This window comes from Ureibacillus terrenus, from assembly GCF_006569205.1.
Taxonomy (GTDB): Bacteria; Bacillota; Bacilli; order Bacillales_A; family Planococcaceae; genus Ureibacillus; species Ureibacillus terrenus.
This window is the reverse complement of the sequence record NZ_VIGD01000009.1, coordinates 98,523-121,600: the sequence shown is the minus strand read 5'-3', so window position 1 is coordinate 121,600 and position 23,078 is coordinate 98,523. Positions and strand designations below refer to the sequence as shown.

14 protein-coding genes, 3 pseudogenes and 1 riboswitch are annotated in these 23,078 nt (G+C 42.3%); of the genes and pseudogenes, 12 read left to right on the top strand and 5 right to left on the bottom strand.

Annotated elements, in window-relative coordinates:
• On the bottom strand, nucleotides 1-611 hold a 611-nt coding region (locus FKZ59_RS08625), incomplete at its 3' end, for a transposase (protein WP_141602350.1).
• 159 nt (nucleotides 612-770) lie between these two features.
• Between FKZ59_RS08625 and FKZ59_RS15205 the strand changes: the two are divergent.
• Nucleotides 771-851 (top strand): annotated as a pseudogene (locus FKZ59_RS15205) (hypothetical protein); the annotation flags it as partial.
• 152 nt (nucleotides 852-1,003) lie between these two features.
• Nucleotides 1,004-1,118: riboswitch (TPP riboswitch) on the top strand.
• A 151-nt stretch (nucleotides 1,119-1,269) separates the two neighbouring features.
• Nucleotides 1,270-2,991: a phosphomethylpyrimidine synthase ThiC gene (gene thiC, locus FKZ59_RS08615; RefSeq protein ID WP_141602348.1), complete on the top strand. Its 1,722-nt coding sequence runs from the start codon at nucleotides 1,270-1,272 to the stop codon at nucleotides 2,989-2,991.
• A gap of 353 nt (nucleotides 2,992-3,344) precedes the next feature.
• Here thiC and FKZ59_RS08605 read toward each other — a convergent pair.
• A pseudogene (locus tag FKZ59_RS08605) lies at nucleotides 3,345-3,946 on the bottom strand (DUF4372 domain-containing protein); the annotation flags it as partial.
• 574 nt (nucleotides 3,947-4,520) lie between these two features.
• On the opposite strand from FKZ59_RS08605, the gene FKZ59_RS08600 reads away from it, so the two are divergent.
• The 7 genes from FKZ59_RS08600 to FKZ59_RS08570 all read left to right on the top strand — a co-directional run bounded on the left by FKZ59_RS08600 (nucleotide 4,521) and on the right by FKZ59_RS08570 (nucleotide 16,236).
• Entirely contained in the window at nucleotides 4,521-5,555 is a 1,035-nt protein-coding gene (locus FKZ59_RS08600; RefSeq protein WP_141602346.1) for a Wadjet anti-phage system protein JetD domain-containing protein, read from the top strand.
• On the top strand, nucleotides 5,525-7,033 hold the full coding sequence (locus FKZ59_RS08595; protein ID WP_141602345.1) for a replicative DNA helicase: 1,509 nt from the start codon (nucleotides 5,525-5,527) through the stop codon (nucleotides 7,031-7,033). Before FKZ59_RS08600 ends, FKZ59_RS08595 begins: the two co-directional genes overlap by 31 nt.
• Entirely contained in the window at nucleotides 7,020-7,763 is a 744-nt protein-coding gene (locus tag FKZ59_RS08590; protein ID WP_141602344.1) for a DUF6063 family protein, read from the top strand. Before FKZ59_RS08595 ends, FKZ59_RS08590 begins: the two co-directional genes overlap by 14 nt.
• Nucleotides 7,747-12,165: a coiled-coil domain-containing protein gene (locus tag FKZ59_RS08585; RefSeq protein ID WP_141602343.1), complete on the top strand. Its 4,419-nt coding sequence runs from the start codon at nucleotides 7,747-7,749 to the stop codon at nucleotides 12,163-12,165. Before FKZ59_RS08590 ends, FKZ59_RS08585 begins: the two co-directional genes overlap by 17 nt.
• Before the next feature lie 486 nt (nucleotides 12,166-12,651).
• Nucleotides 12,652-14,400, top strand: a complete 1,749-nt coding sequence (pabB, locus tag FKZ59_RS08580) for an aminodeoxychorismate synthase component I (protein WP_141602342.1) — start codon at nucleotides 12,652-12,654, stop codon at nucleotides 14,398-14,400.
• A 712-nt stretch (nucleotides 14,401-15,112) separates the two neighbouring features.
• Nucleotides 15,113-16,000 (top strand): S66 peptidase family protein, encoded by an 888-nt coding sequence (locus tag FKZ59_RS08575; protein ID WP_141602341.1) that lies wholly within the window; start codon nucleotides 15,113-15,115, stop codon nucleotides 15,998-16,000.
• 17 nt (nucleotides 16,001-16,017) lie between these two features.
• Nucleotides 16,018-16,236, top strand: coding sequence for a hypothetical protein (locus tag FKZ59_RS08570; RefSeq protein ID WP_141602340.1), 219 nt, complete (start codon nucleotides 16,018-16,020; stop codon nucleotides 16,234-16,236).
• Between the two features lie 1,073 nt (nucleotides 16,237-17,309).
• Here FKZ59_RS08570 and FKZ59_RS08560 read toward each other — a convergent pair.
• A pseudogene (locus tag FKZ59_RS08560) lies at nucleotides 17,310-17,996 on the bottom strand (B3/B4 domain-containing protein); the annotation flags it as partial.
• 140 nt (nucleotides 17,997-18,136) lie between these two features.
• Between FKZ59_RS08560 and queG the strand changes: the two are divergent.
• On the top strand, nucleotides 18,137-19,273 hold the full coding sequence (gene queG / locus FKZ59_RS08555; RefSeq protein WP_141602339.1) for a tRNA epoxyqueuosine(34) reductase QueG: 1,137 nt from the start codon (nucleotides 18,137-18,139) through the stop codon (nucleotides 19,271-19,273).
• Between the two features lie 45 nt (nucleotides 19,274-19,318).
• Nucleotides 19,319-19,792, top strand: coding sequence for a tRNA (uridine(34)/cytosine(34)/5-carboxymethylaminomethyluridine(34)-2'-O)-methyltransferase TrmL (gene trmL / locus FKZ59_RS08550; protein ID WP_141602338.1), 474 nt, complete (start codon nucleotides 19,319-19,321; stop codon nucleotides 19,790-19,792).
• Between the two features lie 105 nt (nucleotides 19,793-19,897).
• On the opposite strand, the gene FKZ59_RS08545 is transcribed toward trmL, so the two are convergent.
• Nucleotides 19,898-20,782, bottom strand: a complete 885-nt coding sequence (locus FKZ59_RS08545; RefSeq protein WP_141602337.1) for a VOC family protein — start codon at nucleotides 20,780-20,782, stop codon at nucleotides 19,898-19,900.
• 359 nt (nucleotides 20,783-21,141) lie between these two features.
• Between FKZ59_RS08545 and FKZ59_RS08540 the strand changes: the two genes are divergently transcribed.
• On the top strand, nucleotides 21,142-21,366 hold the full coding sequence (locus tag FKZ59_RS08540; protein WP_246045851.1) for a hypothetical protein: 225 nt from the start codon (nucleotides 21,142-21,144) through the stop codon (nucleotides 21,364-21,366).
• A 69-nt stretch (nucleotides 21,367-21,435) separates the two neighbouring features.
• Here the strand turns inward: FKZ59_RS08540 and FKZ59_RS08535 are convergent, their stop codons facing one another.
• Nucleotides 21,436-23,049 carry a long-chain fatty acid--CoA ligase gene (locus tag FKZ59_RS08535; RefSeq protein WP_141602336.1) on the bottom strand — a complete coding sequence of 538 codons (1,614 nt, stop codon included), beginning with the start codon at nucleotides 23,047-23,049 and terminating at the stop codon, nucleotides 21,436-21,438.
• Nucleotides 23,050-23,078: the final 29 nt, after the last annotated feature.

Below are 23,078 nucleotides of genomic sequence, written 5' to 3'. Positions count from 1 at the left end.
TCGTTGATATGAGCAGGGGTTACTTCAATCGCCATTGGTAATTCACTTTTGGTGTCAACGGAAAGATGCATCTTATAGCCAAACCAAGTAATTTTATTACCGAAGGAATCAAACTTTGCCCCCCAATTGGCGTTGCCTGTTTGTTCACTTCGCTTCTTAGGCTGCTTCTTTTCATAAGCATCAATGGCGGCACTGTCGATAGCCTGATGTTTTCCATCAATTACTCCTTCCTCTTGAGCTAACTGGACGAGATCTTGAAAGATTCTTTTCACAAGTCCAGTTTTGGTTAGTGAAGAAAATACTCGGCTAAGAGTAGAGATGGATGGTGCAGACCTGCTAATATCTAAACCACATTGGTAACGAAAACGCAGGTCATTTTTTAATCGATTGTGGAGAGAAGTAAAAGTATCAATACCTTCTAATGGGGCAGCGATAAGAGCCCTTAATATCCCTTCTTTGGAATGTCCTTCAGCCCCTTGGGGTGAAGAACTTTTCAATTGTTTAGCATAAGGACGCAAATCTAGAGCACTAAAAAAGATCGGTAATTTCTCTTTTGACTCTAAAATTTGCAATTCTTCAAAGGAAAATAGACTTTCTTGTAGAATATACAAAGTGACTTCCTCCTTATGGATTTTTGTGGTTTGGTCACTTCAAAATTCTACAAATAAGGGGTGAAGTCCTTTTTTATGCTTTAGAAAACCTTATGACTCTTGGGTTGAAAAATGTGCAAAATGCTCAAAAAACAAAAGGCCAACCAGCAAAAAAAGAAAATTTCTTCGACGGTTCGAGTGGATGTAGAGCGGTTGGAATATTTAATGAATCTTGTAGGGGAATTGGTGATTGACCAAACAAGCTGATGGAGGAAATTGCTTCATCGGCATCATCGTTAAGCAAAATGGCAGAAAATATGCAAACAATGTTAAACCGGTTTACCGTATAAGGAAGCGTATTTACATTGCTTTATAAGTATGTTAATATTAAGAAAAATTAAATAAGTTTGTCGCTTATCTACTAGGGGAGTCCAATAGCTTGGACTGAGAAAAGAACGCGCTTAAGTTCTTTGACCCTTTGAACCTGATCTGGGTTATACCAGCGTAGGGAAGTAGATAGCGGGAGTGTATGTGTTTGTTGCGTACGTTTCGCTATTTGCGTTCCATCGGGTTCTCTTAGAGAACCCGATTTTTATTTCCGCATATATTCTCCTATCTCTGCCCCGCGTTTTGGTGTAACTTCAGATCCTAAATCATTATTTTAAGGGAGAGGAGTTACATGCAAAACATCAAATCTTTCATGCAATTTCCTGCGAGTAAAAAGGTATATGTCGAAGGTTCAAGATCGGATATTCGTGTACCGATGAGAGGAATTACGTTAAGTCCAACAAAGACAGAAACAGGAATCATTGAAAATGAACCTGTTCGTGTTTATGACACAAGCGGTCCTTACACCGATCCTGATTTTCAGCCGGACATTCAAAAAGGATTGCCTCCGCTAAGAAAACGCTGGATTTTAGAAAGAGGCGACGTTGAAGAATACGAGGGGCGTCCAGTGAAACCGGAAGATAACGGATTCCGTAATGAGAAGCAATCAGAGATTACTCTGCCTTTCGAGAGAAAACCACTGCGCGCAAAAAAAGGAAAAACTGTAACACAAATGCATTATGCAAAACGAGGGATTATTACGCCGGAGATGGAATTTGTTGCGATTCGCGAAAATATAGATCCGGAAATCGTACGTCAAGAAGTTGCCGAAGGAAGAGCGATTATTCCTTCGAATATTAACCATCCGGAAAGTGAACCGATGATTATTGGGAGTCGTTTTCATGTAAAAATTAACGCGAATATTGGTAATTCCGTAGTCACATCATCCATTGAAGAAGAAGTCGAAAAAATGCTTTGGGCGGTGCGCTGGGGAGCAGACACGATTATGGACTTATCGACGGGAAAACACATTCATGCGACACGAGAATATATTATTCGCAATTCCCCTGTGCCTGTCGGGACAGTTCCGATTTATCAAGCGCTTGAAAAAGTAAACGGCGTCGTTGAAGACTTAACGTGGGAAATTTACCGTGATACGCTCATCGAACAAGCGGAACAAGGGGTGGACTATTTTACGATTCACGCGGGGGTGCTGCTTCGTTACATACCGATGACGGTAAACCGAACGACTGGCATTGTTTCACGCGGCGGCTCGATTATGGCGCAATGGTGTTTAGCCCACCATGAAGAAAACTTCTTATACACGCATTTTGAAGAGATATGCGAGATTTTGAAAACGTACGATATTGCAGTATCGCTTGGAGACGGGCTGCGTCCAGGCTCGATTGCCGATGCGAATGACGAAGCACAGTTTGCTGAATTGGAGACGCTTGGAGAATTAACGGAAATCGCTTGGAAGCATGATGTGCAAGTGATGATCGAAGGGCCAGGGCATGTGCCGATGCATAAAATTAAAGAAAATGTCGATAAGCAAATCGAAATTTGTAAAGGTGCGCCGTTTTACACATTAGGACCGCTTACGACCGATATCGCGCCGGGATATGACCACATTACATCCGCGATTGGAGCGGCGATCATTGGCGCGTACGGAACGGCGATGCTTTGTTACGTGACGCCAAAAGAGCATTTAGGGCTGCCGAATAAAGATGATGTGCGTGAAGGAGTGATCGCTTATAAAATCGCAGCACACGCGGCCGATTTAGCAAAAGGGCACCCGGGAGCTCAACGGCGGGATGACGCGTTATCAAAAGCGCGCTTTGAGTTTCGTTGGAACGATCAGTTCAACCTTTCGCTTGATCCAGATCGAGCTCGGGAATATCATGATGAAACATTGCCGGCGGAAGGGGCGAAAGTCGCGCATTTTTGTTCAATGTGCGGGCCGAAGTTTTGCTCGATGAAAATTTCACATGAGCTGCAAAAAACGGTGAGGGAAGAAGGGATGAAACAAAAAGCGAAGGAGTTTGTCGAAAATGGCTCATCTCTCTATCGATAATGTTCAAGAGTTGCAAAAGGACATTGCCGAACTGAAGGAAAAAATTCTTAAATTGGAACAGCAAATTGCCCATATTCAAAAAAATTGCCAGCATTCATTTTTTGAGACACCGTTTATGCGAAAATGTATCAAATGCCATTATATAGAGATTTTATATTATTGAATATGTAATTGGGTGAAGGGGATTGTCAAATATATAGCTAATCCATCTCCCGTTTTGCAGGGTGGAAATCGGGAAATGGATTAGCTTTTTTATTTTTGTTTTTAGTCATTTCTTTTAAGTTTATATATATATTACATCACTAGCGTCGCATAAATAAGTTTTGAAATTTCAGATTTTATTTTTCTGGAAAATTAGCAAAAAACGAAAACACATCCGTCATACGGTCAAATCGCTCATAATCTAAGTATCCACGATCGAACACGTACAGGCATTCTTGATCATCAATGAATACCTCTAATTGACCACGATTATGTTCGATTGCGTTTGTCAGTACGGCCTTGTCGGGATAAGAAAGTCCTTTTTCCATGAATACAAGACGCAAGTGAAGCTTTACACCCGATTTTGTTTTTCGGAACTCTGCCCATTTGTGGTTCGTCAAATTCAGTGGCAACGTACTCGAATCAATGATTTTTAGTGCGTTGTCAGCTTTCTTCGCTTTTGAAAATGTGTTTTCACATGAATTTGAGCCACTAAATCAAGAAAAATCGATTGAAAGAAAACCGTTGGAATGGCGTTAATTCGTCTTCCTAATTGGGAAAAGCTAATCGATGGAAAACCTGTTGCACGTTGTAATTCTTCAGAAAAAACAGCGTCACTTAAAGCTCGCAAACTCTCGGTTTCATGTAATTGAGCGTACAACAGTCATTTCAGAAATGAAGCCATATAAAGCTTCTTTGTATAGTAATCTAATTGATAGGATTTCACCATATCGTCAAATAAGTTTAAATGAATTGGTGAAAACTATTGTTCAAATGATGTTTTTCGTGTAAACTTATCCATGGTTTTGTCCTTTGTATTGGATTTGGATGGTTTACTACCACCCAACCATTATAAAGGATTTTTTTGTGTTTGGATTATATTTCAGAAAATTCGGTTTATTTGAAGGTGTTAAATTATTTTAATGCGACGCTAGTGAGAAAATTCAGTTTTATTATGTCTATTGATATTTTTTATGCGACACTAGTGTCCGATGGCGAATCCATATAATTACAAAAGGTATTTAATTTCTTATTATAGTGAATATAAAGAGAAACACACTACGATGTATAAAAATTCATAAGTTTCGAAAATAAAGAATACATGAATGGAAAGAAACGGAAACACTTCTCAACAAAAATTTTCATTTTTTATTGTTTTGACAAATCTATTGATTGCCCGTAAAACGATTTTTATTGAAATCCCCTCCCCAAAACCAAACATTTCTTGAACTGTGCAACATTCCCCTAACTTTCTTCACAGACTTGTATTTCCAATTTCCCTTCATTTTAAGTAAAATAGGAAAAAAGAATGTTCGGAGGTAAGGATAGTGGATGAAATTTACCGCGCACTTAATGGCTATCCGAAAAGAATGATAGGATTATCCGCATTGGAAGCAATCATGGGGAATTTCTTTCATACATACGAAGAATATGCCGGCTTTATTTTGAAGTTGGAACAGGAAGGCTTTTTGGAGATGGTGAAGTCTAAAGGAAGAACGACAAGAAATCCATCGCTCGCCTTTCAGTACCGGATCAATAAAAGTCTGCTTCAAACCGGTTTCCATCAAGAGATTCAACATTATCGCAACAAGCTCCATCCATCCATAAACCTTGATGAATATTACAAAAAAGATCCTTCCATTTGGCGGCACGATCTTCCTTATCTCATCAAAATCAATGAATACATAAAAACATTTGGTTTTCCGAAAGAGTCCGTTCCTGCACCGGAGCGCAGTTTTGAACTGGTCCAGGATGAAAAATGGCTCACTGAAAAAGGGGGAAAAGAGCTGCTGGAGCGTATCGGACTCTTCCATTCTTTTAACATCATCCCTGTTTCCGACCCGTTGATGTTTGCCATCCATCCCAATCTGGTATCAAAAGAGACACAGTTTCACCTCATTGTTGAAAATAAAACGACTTATCAAGGTCTGCTTCCGGCTTTGCCATCCACTGAATTTTCCACATTGATTTACGGAAGTGGGAAGAAAATCATCCATAGCATCGAACAGTTCCGGGATCAATATCCGGTCAACGCCCAGCATCATTTTTTCTATTTCGGCGACATTGACCGGGAAGGAGTGTCCATTTGGCATTCGTTGAACCAAAAAATCAAAGCCCATTTGGCATTGCCATTCTATAAAGCTTGTCTTGAAAAACAGCCGATTGCCGGAAAAGAATATCAAAGACAATATACTGAAGCTCAAGAAAAATTCATTAGCCAATTTCCGCAAAAGGAGCAAGAACAACTGGCGATGATGTTTTCGCAAGGGAAGTATTACCCGCAGGAAATCTTAAAATCAAAAGAATTGCAGGAAATTTGGAGGGGATCCGATTGGAACAGATGGATATGCAAGCGTTATTAAGCGGATACAGAGATCGGATCCGGCGTATCGCCCTGTTTGAACCATTGAATGAACTGGATCGGAAAAGGGATGTTGATTTAAATGGGACGAAGATTGATATGAAAGGGCTTGGCCTCCTCACTTTGCTTTTTTTCTTTGAACAGAAGTTGATGCGAAATCAAAGGACAGGTGTCAAAGAATTGGCTTCCTTTTTAAAAGAGGTCACGAAAGAAGTGTATATGCTGAAAGAGGAAACCTATGAAGAACTGGCCAGAACCTTGATTCAAAATTTCCGCCCGACCCACGGAAAAAAACGCAGCTACGGTTATTTTGATTGGGAGGAAAAGGCGGAGGAGACCATTGAATATTCCATTTTGAAGGCGAACGATTTTGATGCCGGAACGAATAGCCAATTCTATACATTGGATGAAGATGGATTGGAATTGATTTTTGCAACGAAGGAATTTTATAGTGAGTTCCAAATATCCATCAACCAATTGATTTTACGGAAACAGCTGGAAAAGGGGGAATTTAAGGGGGCACTCCGGCAAATCAATGAAATGCGGGTGGCCGTCGAGACGTTGCAGGAACGCATTGTCAAATTGAAGCATGAAATCCAGCGAAGCATTGTGTCCGAAGAAACGTTTGAGCGGTATAAAGAGCTGCTTGATGATATTTTTCAGAGGCTGGAACGGGAAGATGAAGAATTCAAAGAATTGAGGGAGTTTGTCAAAGAAACGAGGGAACGATTGTTTGCCGAAAATATTCATCAAAAGGAGCAGAAAACGTATCAATACATTTTGCAGATCAACAGGGAATTGGAGAAAGTGCACTATGAACATTCCGAGCTTCTGAATCAGACTCTCCATTTGAAAAACACGACTTTGATTACAGCCCAGGAGTCGCTTTATTATACGGGCATGCATTCCTTTAACTTCGACCAAGATATCGTGTCTCTCATTGTGTCCACCCCTTTGCCGTTGGATGCGATGAAAGGCGTTCTCCATCCTTTCCTGAAAGTGGAAGAAAATGAATTTTGGTCGCCGCTTGCTGTTTTGGAAGAACAGAATATCGTGGAAGACCGAAAAGAGAAGGTGGAATATCACTTTTATGAAGTGGATGACGAAAACAGCTTCAATTCATATAAACAATGGATTTCAGAAAAATATAAAGAGCTGATGGAACATTTTCTGAAGGCTTATGAAGAAAATAGCGGCAATACGTTATCCGAGTTCATATCCTATCTCGAAAGAAATCAATTGGAGAATCTATTCCAAATGCGGTATTTCTACGATTTTTGGATTGTTCTCCACCAACGTTCGCCTATTCAAGCGGGAACGGATGATGAAGAAAGCAGAACGGTTTTTGATGAGGCCTTTCGATTATTGGGAAAACGCAAATTAATCGTTACGGAAGATAAAGCGATCATTCAAAAAGTAGATCGCTATTCCATCAGTGAAATGAACATAAAGTTGGAGGATGAAGATGAACTATTCTGAACAAACGGTGTTGCAAGCCTTTCGACTATATACGAAGCTGGCAAGGGACGGGGTTTTGGGCAAAGAGGCCGTTCAAATCTATAATGCCGATGAAGATGTGCGCGCCCTTCTTGAATTGTTCAGCCAGGAAGTGCATTGCGCCATAATCAAAACGAGTGAAGAACTGTTTCTCGTTCCTGAACCGAAGCTGTCTCCATTCCATGTAAGCAATGAGTGGATTAAACGGAAATATTTGCGTTCCGGTGCGACGAATGCGGATATGTATCTTCTTTATTTTTGCATACTTGTTCTTTTCGGCAGTTTTTATGATTCCTATCAAAGTCCGCATCCCACAAGGCAATTTATCGGCATGGATGATTGGATCCGGCTGATTCAAGAGCGGATTGATCATTTGAAATCCCATGATGAGAAACAATTAAAAGCATCGGAAAAAGAGTTTTCTTACAATTGGAGCGCTATCATCGAAAAATGGGATGATATGGATGATATTAAGGAAACCGCTAAGCGGCAATCAGGAAATACGATTAGCCGAATGAGCTTCCTGCATATGGTTGCAAAGTTTTTGAACGACCAACAGTTGATCCGGGAAATCGGGAATAATGAAATCACCTTGACGGAAAAAGCGATGACCATCATCCAGCGATTTTTCATGGCAGTGGAATATAACAAAGGGATTTTTGAGTTTCTTTACGGTTTTGATAAGGAGGGACAACATGCCGGCCATCAATAAAATCAGATTGACCAATATTGTCTATGAAGAAGGCAACAAGCGTTATAATGATGAACTCTTTTTATTCAACGGATATAATGGGGCGATTCTTCTTGAAAACGGCGGAGGGAAGACCGTTTTTATCCAAACGGTATTGCAAGGGATGATTCCCCATACCGATTTGGCGGATCGAAAAATTAAAAACACTTTGGTGTTGGAAAATGCCCCGGCCCATATTGCGATCGAATGGATACTCAACGAACGTCCACGGCGATATGTTGTGACGGCGGTGACCCTTTTTATGACGGATAAAGGATTGGATTCTTACCGCTATGTTTATGAATATGATGAAGGGGATCAGAACGGAATCGAAGGCATTCCTTTTGTTCGGGAAGGACAAGGCGGCACCAGACCTGCCGACAAGGGAGAAATGCTTGATTATTACAATGGCATGAAGGAACGATATCCTTTATCGGCAAGAACGTTTTCGACAATCAAAGAATATCGGAAGTTTATTGAAGAACAATACCATATTATTGCCGATGAATGGGAAAGTATTGTGACAATCAACAGCTCGGAAGGGGGCGTCGAGGCCTTTTTCGAAGCCTGCAAAAACACCACCCAGTTATTTGACCGCTTATTGATACCGACCGTTGAACAATCGATTGCGGGTCATCATCCAACCCTTTTTGCCGATATCTTTGAAAAACAGCTGGATAATTTGAAACTTTATAAAAAACTGAAAGAAACCATTGAAGAGAACAAGCGGATCCAACATCAACTGGAAAAATACGTGCAAACGTTTGAAAAACTGCATTCCTCCCAGCTTGCCTATGACAAGTCGAAGCAGAAGGCAAAGGGAATCTGGGAAGAGATTCAAATTCAAAAAATCGATGTTGCAAAGGAAATGGAAAAGAATAAAGAGCAATTCAATCTTTGGATTCAAAAGAAAAAAGAACATGAAGTGAAAGTGGCGTCTTATCAGATTGCCGTTGAGGAAGAAAAATACGAACAACTGCAGAAAGATTATGATCTGGCAAATGTTGAATATGGCACAAAAAAGGAAGAACTGGAGCAACATAGCCTTGCCTATTATTCATTGAAATTTGCGAAATGCAAGCAACTTTTGAATCATTATCAAAAGGAAATTGCGTTTGTTGAAAGCGAAATGAAGAAGCTGGAAGAAATAGAAGAGCTCTCGGATTTGCAAAACCAATTGGAAGAAACGAAGCAGGCGCTGCTCGGACATTTTATTGAACAGATGGATGACATGAAAAAGAATATGGAACAAATCCAATTCGAACTCAATCCGATTGTAAGGCAAATCGATACTTTGCAGGAAGAAAAGCGGTCCATCGAAAAACATGATTTGGATAAGCAAAGGGAAATCGCCGGTGTTCAGAAAACCATCCAAATGAGGGAAGCGGATATCGAAAGGTTGAAACAATTGTTGCTTTCCAATCCACAGCACGAACAAGTGGAAGAGAAAATGGTCGAATGGCAAAACCGCCATCAATTTTTGGATGAAGAACTGATACGGCTGCACGGAGAGAAGAAGGAAAAAGAGAAGCAATCGATTGAGCTGGATGAAACCATCGAAAAATTAAAAAATGAGAAGAACGGTTTGCATGTTGCCAAAGAACAATTGAAACACGAGAAAAGCCAAATTGAAAATGAACAAAGAAAATTGATTCGAATTTTGGGAAGATTAAGACCGCAATGGGCCATTCTGGAATCGGTCTATGAAAATGAACACTCCATTTATAACCGGCTTTATGAAACCATCGAAAAATTGAAAAAGGAAAAAGAGGTTTTATTATACAAAGAGCGGGTGGCATGGCGTTTAGTCGATGATTATGGGGAACAGAAAACATTTTTCAGCGATCCGTTGATTGAAGCGCGGATAAAATCATGGAAAAATCAATTGGACTATTGTGTAACGGGTATTGAATATTTGCAGATGCTGAATGAAGCGGATTATGAAGAAAAAGTCTTCTATCCGTTATGGGCTGTCACTTTGATTACAACCAATAAATCGAAGGAAGAATTGCAAAAGAAAGTGGAAGACCTTGCAGATGAACTTCGATACCCGATTCAAATACTGACGACCGAAGAAGCGGCGAAGATAAAGAAAGATGCCGTCCAACCGGAGCCATCCTGGATTATTCCTGCTCATTGGGAAAAAGGGATGATGGAAGAGACCTTTGGGCAATGGAAAGAAAAAGTCCGTGTGGATGCGGAAAAAGCGACGAAGGAAAGAGAACTGAAAGAAACGGAACAAAAAGAATGGGAATATGCCCTACAAGCCTTCCAACAATTTTTGAAAGACTATCCATATGAACGGCTGACCGATTTTCAAAAAAGATGGTCGGAAACGATGTTAAAAATCGAACAAATCGAAAGAGAAATTGAAAATGCGGAGCAGCAGCGAAAGAATCTGAAGCATCAAATCACAACCATCGGGGAACAAATGGAACTTTGCCAAGAAGAAATGCAAGGGCTTGAACGGAAAATCCAGGAAGGGAATCAATATTTCCATTATTGCCGTGAAGTAAAAGAGGCCAAGGAAGTTGAAAAAGAGTTGAAAGACGTATTGGCCAATATAAAAGCCAAAAAAGCATATTTAGCCGCACAATTATTGGATTATAACGAACAAAAGGCTGCACTGGAGGAACGCAAACAAAATTTAAAATGGAAATTAGATTCTCTTAAAAATGATGAAGAGTATAAAGAAGTGCAATCATTGACCCCAATTTTTACCGGGGAAAGCCGGAAAAATCTCCGCGACAAAATCCAGACGCTGAATTTGAAAATCCATCAAGCGTCAAAAAGTATAGGAGAATTGAATGAAAAGCTGGCCAATGCCAAACACAATTTGACTAAACTGCAGGAAGAGATGGATCAGATCCGCAATGAATGTGAAAATGTGCATGAACATTGGGAATTTCCATCAGATGGAGAACATTTATTGCAAAAAAAGATTATCAAAATAAAAGAGTTGAAACAGGCATTAAACAAGTTGGAAAAACAGGTTACAGAAAAGCTTTCTGCAAAGGAAGAGCAAAAAGGAAAAAGAAATCATCTGAAACAGCTTTTCCGTGAAAATTTTCCGAACCATGATATTTACACATTCTCCGTTCCATTAAACCAAGCGGAAGAAGAGCTTGCTGAAGAAAAGAAGGCGCTTCAAAAAGAGAAGAATTATTTGGATGAACAGATGGAACAAGTGTCACGGGAGCAAAACAAGATTGATGAAGCGGAACGCGAGCTGATCAAATTCATTGAAAAACATCATTTTAACGCACCGCAAGTCGTGACAATCCCTTTAAGTGAAAATGAAAAAATGGATTTTATCTATAATCGGAAGAAAATGGTGAAAGCCATTATCCAAGAATTGGAGCAACATAGTGGACAAGTGGAGAAGGAAAAGGAAGAGGTGGATGCCCAAAAACAAGCTTATAAGCAGTTTTGTTCAACGATTTCTGATAATAAATTGCAAAAAATGGCGATTGAAGGTGTGGATTATAAGACGGGTTATGAAGAGTTATTGGATTTTAAAAAGAATATGATGATCCGAATCGAGCGGTCGACGAATTATGCCAATGAACATATACGGCAAAAAGATGAGGAATTGCAGGCATATATCAACCAAATCCATAACCATTTAAAAACAGTGGTAGAAGAGTTGAAACAAATTCCAAAACATACAAAAGTAAAAGAAGAGGATCAATGGAAAACGATTTATACTTTTACGATCCCTCAATGGGACGAAGAAGAAGGTAAGCAGCGGATCCGCGATTACATTGAGTGGATCATGCTTCAACTGGAGTCGGATCGTTATGTAAAAGAAAATGGCCTTCAGGATGAAACGAAAGTTCGGAATGACATTGAAATGTGGATGCAAACCAAACAGCTTCTGCAAGTGGTGATGAAAAATGAAGGCATGAAAGTAAGTTGCCGCAAAGTGACAAACGAAAATAAAGTGTCGACAAGGTCCTATTCTTGGGAGCAGAGCAATGTATGGTCAGGCGGAGAAAAATGGAGCAAAAATATGACGTTGTTTTTGGGCTTGTTAAAATACGTCGCTGAAAAGAAACAGCATCAAAAAACAAACATGAAGCACAGCCGGGTGGTGATTTTGGATAATCCATTCGGCAAAGCATCGAGCGATCATGTGCTCAGTCCGGTTTTCTTTGTTGCGGAACAATTGGGATTTCAAATCATCGCATTGACCGCCCATGCGGAAGGGAAGTTTTTGCGGGATTATTTCCCTGTAATTTATAGCTGCAAACTCCGTGAAGCCAAACAAGCCAATAAACAAATCGTCACAACGGAAAAATGGCTCCACCACGCATACTTCCGCGACCATGAACCGGAAGCGTTGGAAAGACTGACAGAAAAGGAACAAATGTCTTTGTTCTAGAAAACGTGGGTTTATTCAAAAGAGCGAATGAGAATGATGATTGGCTTTCTCATTCGCTCTTTTCTAATGCTTTGGCAATTATTTTGCCAAGTTTGACTATTATCCTTGGCATTTTGGCTATTATCGAATCAACTTTGACTATTATCGCCTCTCAGTATTCCCTATTTTTCCACAATGGCTATTATCTTCTTAAGATTGACTATTATCTTTGAAGAAATGACTAATATCTTCCTCTATTTGACTATTATCGCCTCTCAATATTCCCTTTTTTCCTCCTCTGGCTATTATGTTTACAAATTTGAAGCAGAATGACTATTATTGTGCCATCTTTGGCTAATATCCTGCTTGATTTATGCATGAATCAGCCACATCTTTTCTCTTCTCAAAGCTGTTGGATTCATGGTTGATAAAAAATAAAAATTTGCAATAACACACAATTTTACTATACTATGTATAGAAATTTCTAAACAGAAAAGGAAATGATTCATGAACGAACTAACGCCATTTCTCTATTTCGAATTTGCAAAATCGAATGGAATGATTGAGCCTATTGCTTTTCTTCATCCGGAAAAAATCATTTCGACCCGCCAAATCCATGAAGTATTGGATTGCATTCAGGAAGTGCAAGAATGGGTAAAGAAAGGGTATTATGCGGCGGGGTTTTTATCTTATGAGAGCGCCCCGGCTTTCGACGCTTCTCTAAAAACAAAGCCGGACCATCAGATGCCTTTATTGTGGTTCGGCCTTTATAAAGAACCTACATATCAAGTGATGGCAAGCCAAGGTTCCTATTCATTGACGGAGTGGGAGCCTGATACGAATGAATCGGAATATCGGGAAGCCATTCAATCCATTAAAAGCGCCATTGCAAAGGGGATCACTTACCAGACGAATTATACGATCCGATTACATGCCCGCTTTCAAGGGGACGCTTTTGCCTTATTTGATAAAATGAAAAAAGCCCAAAAGGCAAATTTCTGCGCTTATATACATACAGGGGAAAACAGCATCCTGTCCGCCTCTCCCGAATTGTTTTTCCATATGAAAGGAAATCACATCACAACCCGGCCGATGAAAGGTACGGTGAAAAGGGGAAAAACCTTTGAAGAGGATCTGGAACGGGCAAATTGGCTGTATCATTCCGAAAAAAACCGTGCGGAAAATGTAATGATTGTGGATTTGCTGCGGAATGATGTAGGAGCCTTTGCGGAAACGGGAACGGTGAAAGTGGACAAATTATTTGAAATCGAACAATATCCGACGGTGCATCAAATGACTTCGACTGTGACGGCGAAGTTGAAAAAAGATGCGGAACTGGTGGATGTATTTAAAGCCATCTTTCCTTGCGGCTCCATTACAGGGGCTCCAAAAGCCAGCACAATGGATATCATCTCACAGCTGGAAAAATCACCCCGGGAAGTGTATTGCGGGGCTATTGGATACATCACGCCCGATCAAGAAGCCATTTTTAACGTGCCCATTCGGACAGTAGTGATCGTCCATCAGACAGGGAAGGCCACTTATGGTGTCGGAGGGGGCATTACCTGGGATTCCACCGCGGAAGAGGAATTTCACGAAGTTCTGGCCAAATGCGATTTCCTGAACCGGGATGAAAAAGAATTCCAATTGCTGGAGAGCTTGTTATTGGATGATGGAGCGTATTTTCTGCTGGAGGAGCATCTGAACCGTTTGAAAAAATCGGCAGCTTATTTTGGGTATGCCGTCAACTCGGGTGAAGTGGAAACGAAGCTGAAGGGATTTGCGGCAATGAATCCTTCCGGCCAATGGAAAGTGCGCCTTCTTTTGGATCCGGATGGAACCTTCTCAATCGAAGGGCAGCCGATTGGGAAAATGCAGTCTCCGAAAAAAGCGATTCTTGCCAAAAGCCCGATCCATTCGGAACATTTATTTTTATACCATAAAACGACGAACCGGCATATTTATGAGCAGTTCAAGCCGGTATCAGAAGAAATTTTTGATGTTTTACTTTGGAACGAAAAAAGGGAATTGACAGAGTTCATCAACGGGAATGTCGTGGTGGAAATCGATGGGAAACTGTGGACGCCGCCCGTCCAAAGCGGGCTCCTTGCAGGCACATTCCGCGGGCATTTGCTGAAAACGGGGCGGATTCAGGAAAAGGTATTGACGCTGGATGATTTAAAAACGTGTTCAAAAATTTGGTTCATCAACAGCGTAAGAAAATGGATTGAGATTGAACTGGTCCAGGGGGAGTGACTAATTCGGGCTTTTACATTTAAAGCTTTTCATTTATCCTATCGATATTATGGCTCCACCCGTCTGGGACATGGACCGGAGGGTGGAATCGGGAATTTGTTTGGGATAGGGGGCTAGAAAGTTTCGGCTTTCTGGCTCCCTTTAATTCTATATGGACATTTTCAATTATTATCCTTGCTCGTATGGAGACATTAAAATGTAGTCATTCTTGATGCCTTTTATATGCGGTGAAAGCGAACAAGGCCGCCGTAAAAGAAACGCCTCTATATCCTATATCCCCACCTTTTTTCAGCCTTCACTTTTAATGGAAGGATTCATTTTCGAATTCTATGTCTTCGGTAGAGTTAAATCTTCCGTTGGCCGATTTCCTTCTCTCCAAAAAGACAGAGTTTTTCAATTGCACATTCGTTCCCTTCTTTTGCTATGTCTGCTCTCCCTGATGACACGTTTTTCCGTTGGCGTTGGCGATTATATTATTGCTATTGGCGATAAAGAGCATGTGAATGGCGATAATCTTCCCGGTTTTGGCGATTATCCCAACCTTGAGGGGGCCCATTTTTCCATTAGCGGTTATTTTTTCTATTGGCGACGAAGCCCATCCATATGGCGATGATTCCAATCCCCAATCATCAAACCTTGCATTTGCGGAAGAAATGTTTCCATTCTTTTGTTAATATAGTGTTTAGTAAATGATAAATTGCAGGTGGAAACGATGAAAATCAGGCCAAAACGTTTGCAAAAAGGGGATGCGGTCGGCATCATCGCCCTCGGCAATCCCGTTCCATTGGAGAAATTGCGTCCGCAATTGACGCTTTTTGAAGAAATGGGATTACAATATAAGTTGGGACAAACCATCGGCCGAAATGGCGGATATTTGGCCGGTTCGGATGAAGAACGGCTGGGGGATTTGCATCAAATGATGGAAAATCCGGAAGTGAAGGCGATTTTCTGTGCAAGCGTCGGTTATGGCGCGGCGCGAATCGCCGACCGAATCGACTATCCGCTGCTTTCGGAACATCCCAAAATTTTCTGGGGATGTTCGGATGCCACTTATTTGCATATCGCCTTCCACCGGTATGCCGATGTGGCGACTTTTCATGGACCCGCCCTTTCGGAGGAACTGGACGGACGGTCGAAAAAAATGTTTTACCAGCTGTTTGCGCCATACGAAATCTACTATGATGAAACCCTGTCGCCCCTTGAAAGCATCTCTCCGGGTGCCGCCAGAGGGGAAATCATTGGGGGAAATTTGCGGCGCATCACGGATACGCTGGGGACTAAATTTGAAATTGATGTACATGGAAAAATTTTGTTGTTGGAAGAAGTGGATTTGGCCATTGAGGAAATGGACAATATGCTGAGCCGGTTAAGATTGGCAGGAAAATTAAAGGAAGCATCAGGTTTCGCCATCGGAAGGATGGGAAATGGCGAAGAAGAAGTGAACGCTCTTTTGCGCGAATATTTATTGCCATATAAAAAACCTGCGCTTGCAGGTTTCAACATCGGACATTCATTGCCAAACCTCGGCATCCCCCTTGGGGTGGAAGCAATCTTGGACGCCGATGAAAAAGTGCTGCGGTTGCTGCCGGGTGTGGAATAACATATAGAGGTGATCAAATGGACTGGAACTGGGTGAAAATTCTATCGTTGATATGCATTGCCCTCGGATTTTTCATTGGAATTTATGGTTTAAAGAAAAGATCCCTATTGACGGTTCTTTCCGGGGTTACCTTTTTGCTGATTCCCATTTTCCTGTCACTCGGATGGTATTTTTTCATCCTGTTCTTTCCTCCTCTGGTGTTCATCTTTTCCAACAACGATTCGAAGAAAAGATGAGCGTCCCTAATCAGCCGAATAGATGATAAGCTCATAGATTGCCGTAGCAGCCAGGGAAAGGATTATATTTTCTGTCATGGGAACATCCGGATTTAGATAAATTTCTTGGACAATAAATAATAGCAGAATAATATTTACGAATACGGCCAACATTTTTCTCTTATTTGTTGAAAAAAAGCGGGATGACTTTCCCCAAAATCCCAATACCTCCAAAGATGAAAAAAGTTCCATGTTTTGGCTATATCCTCTTTCTACATGAATTATATTTCTAAATTCAGGAATATGAAATTCGATATAAAACAATGAGGCTGCCCGGAAAACGGATGCTTTCCGGGCAGCCTGTGTTGTAACGGCTGTCCATTGAAATACATCTTAGGTATCGTTATATAACTATATTCGACCTTTGCAATAGTTGGGAATTGGCTAAGGGTGAATGAGTGACTGGATAATGGTAAATGGTTTTTCCAAATATTGAAAGAATATAAATGACAGCCGTTACACCCCGGGGAGGACTCTCACCTCCCCGGGGGAGAGATTCCCGTGTATCAGAAATAGTTCGAATCATCAAATTCAATATGAATTTCGTAGTTTTTGGCGTTGATTAAATTGGACAGACGGTGCGCATCTTTTTCAAGCTGTTTTGCCCGTTCCCGGTATTCGCATGGATCATACATGGCCACTTCGTACAGAATCGCGCCTTCGCCATTCGTTGTATAGATTTTTTCTTTTTCCGCATTCCCCAAATCCTTGCACAAATTGGCTTCCGCCCGCAGCTGTTTCGCCAGTTCAATCGCCTCAACCAGCGGCATCGATTCTCCTTTGAACTCGATGGTATGATCGATGTTCGCGCGGTAAATCAGTTTATCTAAAGTACGGATATCTTTTCTTACTTGCGCGAGCTCAGCTTCAATTTCGGCAAGCGGACGGCCGGACTGTTTTGGCGTTTCTCCTTTTTCCACCACTACATGGGCATTGCCGTGGATTTCATATATCAGTTCCTGCACCTTTTTCGTCAAAATGCTTTTTAATTTAATGCCCTCTGCCAACGGGATTGTTTTCATTGCTTCACCCTCAATCGTAATACTTGGATTTTCAGCGGTTAACAGTTCTGTCCTGAATTCTCCACCGGCCACTTGGGTAAACATTTTGCCGCAGGATGTAAGAAGTTCCCTGCATTGCGATTCTTCCAGGGAAGGCCTTAAATAAAAGATTTGCAATGCTTCCGTCGTCCCTTCCGTCACGCTTGTCCGGACGGAATCGACGAACGGGCTGCCGAATGGGCCCATGTCATCTTTCGTATACAAGATATTTTTTAACTTATTATACCGTCCGTTCAACCCTTCATACCCGATTTCTTCAGTGCCCAGGTTTATTTCGATGTTTCCCGAAATGCATTGCGCATCGTAAATGCCGATCGGGATTTCATATTGCAGTGAAAAAAAGTTATTTAAATCGACCGCTAAATGGACGGGGGACAGGAAATTTTGTTTGGCGACCCTTCTCATCAGGCTTTCTGCGGAAAGGCGGTAACGGTTCGGATCCGCTCCAAGCGCCTTCCAGACGGTTCTCCACTCCTTGATTCCCGGCCTCTCTGTTACGGGAACATCCTGCAATTCAAAATATAAATTTTCCTGAAAAAATTGGAATCTTCCCCTTATCATTTGGGGCGATGGAGATACAACAATTTTGGTATAATGAATAATGCCGATTTTTAGATCCGGAACTCGTGAAAATACATTTTTATTGATTGAAAGGTTCAACCGCATTCACCTGCCAATGATTTGTATACCTATTGTACCATAAATAGAAGAGAAAGTAGATTTATGTTATTTTTTGATGAATTTTTGAGATGAAGGGAGGTGCCGGCCGGCCGCTCGAAAACATTTGGGCGGCATCCACTATGAAAATTGAACAGCTAAAAAATGAATTGAAAGAATATGCAAAATCGATCGGGGTGGACAAAATCGGATTTACATCCGCATCCCCCTTCGATGAGATGAAAAACCGGCTGAAAAGGCAGCAGGAGCTGAATTTCCAATCCGGTTTTGAGGAGAAAGACATCGAAAAACGGACGAATCCGAAAGGGCTGCTGCCGGAAGGGGAAAGCATCATTGCCATCGCCCTGGCTTATCCGTCCAAAATGAAAGATCCCCCGTCCGGCAAAAAGGGGGAGCGGAGAGGGATATTTGCCAGGGCCTCGTGGGGATTGGACTATCATGCCGCAGTGAGAGAGCGGTTGGATCTTATAGAGAAATGGCTCAGGGAACGTGTTCCGGATGTCGTGGTCAAATCGATGGTGGATACGGGGGAACTGGTGGATCGGGCGGTTGCGGAACGGGCCGGCATCGGCTGGAGCGGCAAAAATTGTTCGATAATTACTCCGGAATTCGGTTCTTACGTTTATCTGGGGGAAATGATCACGAATATTCCTTTTCCTCCCGATCAGCCGATTGAAAATGCATGCGGGGACTGCCGTCTGTGCCTCGATGCTTGTCCGACCGGCGCATTGGTGGATGCGGGGCAGCTCAATGCAAAGCGCTGTATTGCTTATTTGACGCAGACGAAAGAGTTTTTGCCGGATGAATTCCGGACGAAAATCGGAAACCGGCTTTATGGATGCGATACATGCCAAATCGTTTGTCCAAAAAACAAAGGGAAAACCAATTGGATCCATGGTGAGTTTATGCCGGATCCGGAACTTGCAAAGCCTTTGCTTGAGCCGCTTTTGAAACTTTCGAATAAAGAGTTTAAAAGGAAATTTGGCTCCATGGCGGGCACCTGGCGCGGTAAAAAGCCGATTCAGCGAAATGCCATCCTGGCCCTCGCGCATTTCAAAGAACAATCGGCCGTTCCGATATTGATAGAATTATTGAAAGAAGATGAGCGTCCTGTCATCCGTGGCACTTGTGCCTGGGCTCTTGGCAAAATCGGGGGAGGAAAGGCGAAAGAAGCATTGCATGAAGCCCTTCATCATGAAAAAGATGAAGAGGTGATCCGGGAAATTCAAAAGGGGCTTGCGCTGCTGGAGGAGAGCTAGCCCCTTGCATGTGTGAAGAAGTAATAAAGAAGGAAGTGTCTTGAGTTGCCATTACATATCGTACTGTATCAACCGGAAATTCCGCCGAATACGGGAAATATTGCGCGCACTTGCGCCGCGACAAATACGACGCTGCACCTAATTCGTCCCTTGGGCTTTTCTACCGATGATAAAATGTTGAAACGCGCTGGCCTGGATTATTGGGAGCATGTCAACATCGTATACCATGATTCGCTGGATGATTTTGTGGAATACGCCAAGGACGGGGAGCTCTATCTGATCGAAACATACAATGACCAGTATTACACAGACTTTGATTTCAGCGACCGGAATAAAGATATTTATTTTGTTTTTGGGAAAGAAACGAAAGGTTTGCCGAAAGATTTCGCATTGAAGCATCGGGACCGGGTGTTGAGAATTCCCCAAACGGATAAGGTGAGATCCCTTAATTTGTCCAACGCGGCGGCCATCGTGATTTATGAAGCGCTGCGCCAACAAAATTTCCCTGGATTGAAATAAAGATTAAGATTTTAAAGCGGATCGGGGAGACTTCTGCCCAATCCGCTTTTTCTTCTTTCAATGGGGAAAAGGGGAGGAGTCCAATACTCCCGCATTTTCCGCTTCTTATTGTTCATCCAAAGTAAAGACAATCCGGATGCCTGAAGGGTCGACCGTGGAGAAGGCTTGACGTCCTCCGAACTTCGGCGCTCCTTCGAATATCTCGGTCACGTGCCCCATTTCTTTCAAATTGTTTTTGATTTTTTCCGCCTGTTCACTGTCGTTGAGCACCAATGTAAACGATTTGAGGCCGACGCTGTTTTCAGGGGCGGGGGAGCCGCCCAGGCTTTCCCAAGTATTTAGTCCGATATGGTGATGATATTTCCCGGTGGAAATGAACAATGCGCGGCTTCCGTATGTGGCAACGGCTTCAAATCCCAGAGCTTTTGTATAAAACGCCTCGGATTTTCGGAGGTCTGAGACGGACAAATGAATATGGCCCATCACCGTTCCTTCCGGCAATCCGTTCCATGTTCCATCCGCAATCTCAAGGAGGGAACGGAAATTGACCGGCTCCGTTGTCATGTACACCGTGTTTCCATTCCAGATCCATAGCTCTTCGGGGCGGTCCGCATACACTTCGATTCCGTTTCCATCCGGATCGTATAAATAGATGGCTTCGCTCACATGGTGGTCTCCCGCTCCGATTGGAACATCGAGCTGTGAAATATGTTGGACGAAATTGCCTAAATCCTTTCGCGAAGGGAGCAAAATCGCAAAATGGTAGAGTCCTGTACGCCCCCTTTGCAAAGGCTGGGCATTCTCCACCTGTTCAATGGATAAAATACTTGTTTTGCCGTCTGCCGTAAAAGCGGCGGTATTGCCGGTTTGTTCCAATATGTCAAAGCCGATGATATTTTTGTAGAACCGGATCGAACGGGCCAGGTCGGATACTTTTATTTGAACATGGGAAACAAACATGTTCGGCTTTTGATGAAAATGGGTTGCCATGAAAATCACCTTATAGTTAATTATTTTCACAAACTTACTTTATGTAACTAAGTTTATTTATTTAAGTTGGGATTGTCAAGAAATAAAAAAGGCAATCCTTTTGTCAGGATTGCCTTTTTTATATTGTTTCAAATGTCCAGAGATTATTATTCAGTATAATCCCCTTCGCGGCCTGCAGTTAGAATGGCAGTGATGAATGACAAGCAAACGATTAGAATTAAGACAGTACCCATGGAAGTATACCTCCTAAGTAAAAAATATCTCTCATTTAGTATAGCTTAATTAAATTTACATTACTATATCATTTTTTTTACGGTTTTGTTCACAATAACTAGTATCAATCATAGGGAGGTATTTGGGTGGAATATAGAAATGAAAGGCCGGAAAACGGGCATATGACCAATAATATGGAAGATTGCATCTGGTTGGGAAAACAGATGGAACGTTTGAGGGACGGGGAACAGCTGGAGGAAGATAGCCGGATTCCCGACCCGATTCAATCGGATGAAATGGATGTCCAGGAAAAAGGGAAAAAGGAGAATTCCCATAATAGGTTGAAAAACAAACACAATCTTTTGCAATAGGTTTTGTTCCCTCAAAGAAAAGATGAGCCGGGCGGAGAGATTAGCTTCCGCGGCGGCTCATCTTCATATTTATGCTTGCTGCACTTTATAATCTTTCAACTCTTCGCGAAGTTTCGCTTTCAGGAATTTCCCGACGGACGTTTTCGGAATTTCTTTTAAGAAAACGACATCATCAGGAATCCACCATTTTGCGAATTGGCCTCTTAAATAATCCAGCAATTCTTCTTTTGTCGCATGTTTGCCTTCTTTTAATACGACGCAGGCGAGCGGACGTTCCTGCCATTTTTCATGAGGGATGGCGATGACCGCCGCTTCCAGCACCGCATCGTGGGTCATGAGGGCATTTTCCAAATCCACGGAAGAAATCCATTCGCCCCCGCTTTTAATCAAATCTTTTGTGCGATCGGTGATTTTAATATATCCTTCAGGTGTCACGACGGCAATGTCGCCGGTATAGAGCCATCCGTCGCGGAACGCGTCCTTTGTGCGTTCGTCTTTGTAATATTCATGGGCAATCCAAGGCCCCCGCACCCGGAGTTCACCCATCGTTTTTCCGTCCCAAGGAACTTCTCCTTGTTCATTTACAACTTCTGTATCCAACAGCGGCACAGTGAGCCCCTGGGTTGCGCGGATATTCAATTTTTCCTCCCTTGTCCAATCATCCATTGCCGATGTGTAGTTGGACAAGGATACGACCGGTGATGTTTCCGTCATGCCATAACCGACGATGAACGGAACATTGTACTTGTCTTCGAAGGTCTGGATTAGCCCTTTAGGGGACGCGGAGCCTCCGGAAACGATCGCCCTAAGCGATGATACATTCCGCGGATTTTTCTCCAGTTCCTGAAGAACGCCAAGCCAAATGGTCGGAACACCGGCTGTTAATGTGACTTTTTCCTGTTCAATCAAATCGAGCAAGAGTCCCGGTGTAAAATGCGGTCCAGGCAAGACTTGCGTTGAACCGTAATTCACCGCGGCAAACGGCATTCCCCACGCATTGACATGGAACATCGGAACGACCGGCATAATCACGTCCCTTTCACTGATGCCCATGCTGTCCGCCAATCCGAGGGAAATGCTGTGAAGAACCAGCCCTCGATGAGTGTAAACAACCCCTTTTGGCATCCCGGTCGTCGCGCTTGTATAGCAGATGCCTGCAGGCGAATTTTCGTCCAAATTTTCTGGAAATTCGAATTCGTCCGCTTCCTCCAATAATTGTTCATAGGAATGGATGTTAGGGAAAGACGATTCGGGAACGGTTTTGTCGTCCTGCATCACGATGATATGCTTGACGGTTTTTAACTGAGGGATGACTTGTTCGATTAATGGAAATAGATTTCCGTCGACCAAAAGGATTTCATCTTCCGCGTGATTAATGACATAACTGATATGTTCAGGCGAAAGGCGGATGTTAATCATGTGCAAAATGGCGCCTGCGCAAGGCACCGCAAAATATGCTTCCAAATGGCGGTGATGGTTCCAGGCGAAAGAGCCTACTTTTGTTCCGGGTTTCATGCCGAGTTTTGTGAGAGCGCTTGCAAGTTTTCTTGTGCGTTTTGCATATTCTTTGTAAGGAATGCGGTGGATCGTGTCCGGAGCCGTACGGGAAATGATCAATTTTTCCGGAAATAACCGCTCGGCCCTTTTTAAAAAGCTTGTCAATAATAAAGGCGTGTCCATCATATCAACATACTCCCCTTTGCTTGAAATCA

Coding starts and splice junctions, on each gene's coding strand:
- FKZ59_RS08575 (WP_141602341.1), top strand. CDS start 15,113: ATGAAAATCAGGCCAAAACGTTTGCAAAAAGGGGATGCGGTCGGCATC.
- FKZ59_RS08570 (WP_141602340.1), top strand. CDS start 16,018: ATGGACTGGAACTGGGTGAAAATTCTATCGTTGATATGCATTGCCCTC.
- pabB (WP_141602342.1), top strand. CDS start 12,652: ATGAACGAACTAACGCCATTTCTCTATTTCGAATTTGCAAAATCGAAT.
- thiC (WP_141602348.1), top strand. CDS start 1,270: ATGCAAAACATCAAATCTTTCATGCAATTTCCTGCGAGTAAAAAGGTA.
- FKZ59_RS08545 (WP_141602337.1), bottom strand. CDS start 20,782: ATGGCAACCCATTTTCATCAAAAGCCGAACATGTTTGTTTCCCATGTT.
- FKZ59_RS08585 (WP_141602343.1), top strand. CDS start 7,747: ATGCCGGCCATCAATAAAATCAGATTGACCAATATTGTCTATGAAGAA.
- FKZ59_RS08535 (WP_141602336.1), bottom strand. CDS start 23,049: ATGATGGACACGCCTTTATTATTGACAAGCTTTTTAAAAAGGGCCGAG.
- FKZ59_RS08590 (WP_141602344.1), top strand. CDS start 7,020: ATGAACTATTCTGAACAAACGGTGTTGCAAGCCTTTCGACTATATACG.
- queG (WP_141602339.1), top strand. CDS start 18,137: ATGAAAATTGAACAGCTAAAAAATGAATTGAAAGAATATGCAAAATCG.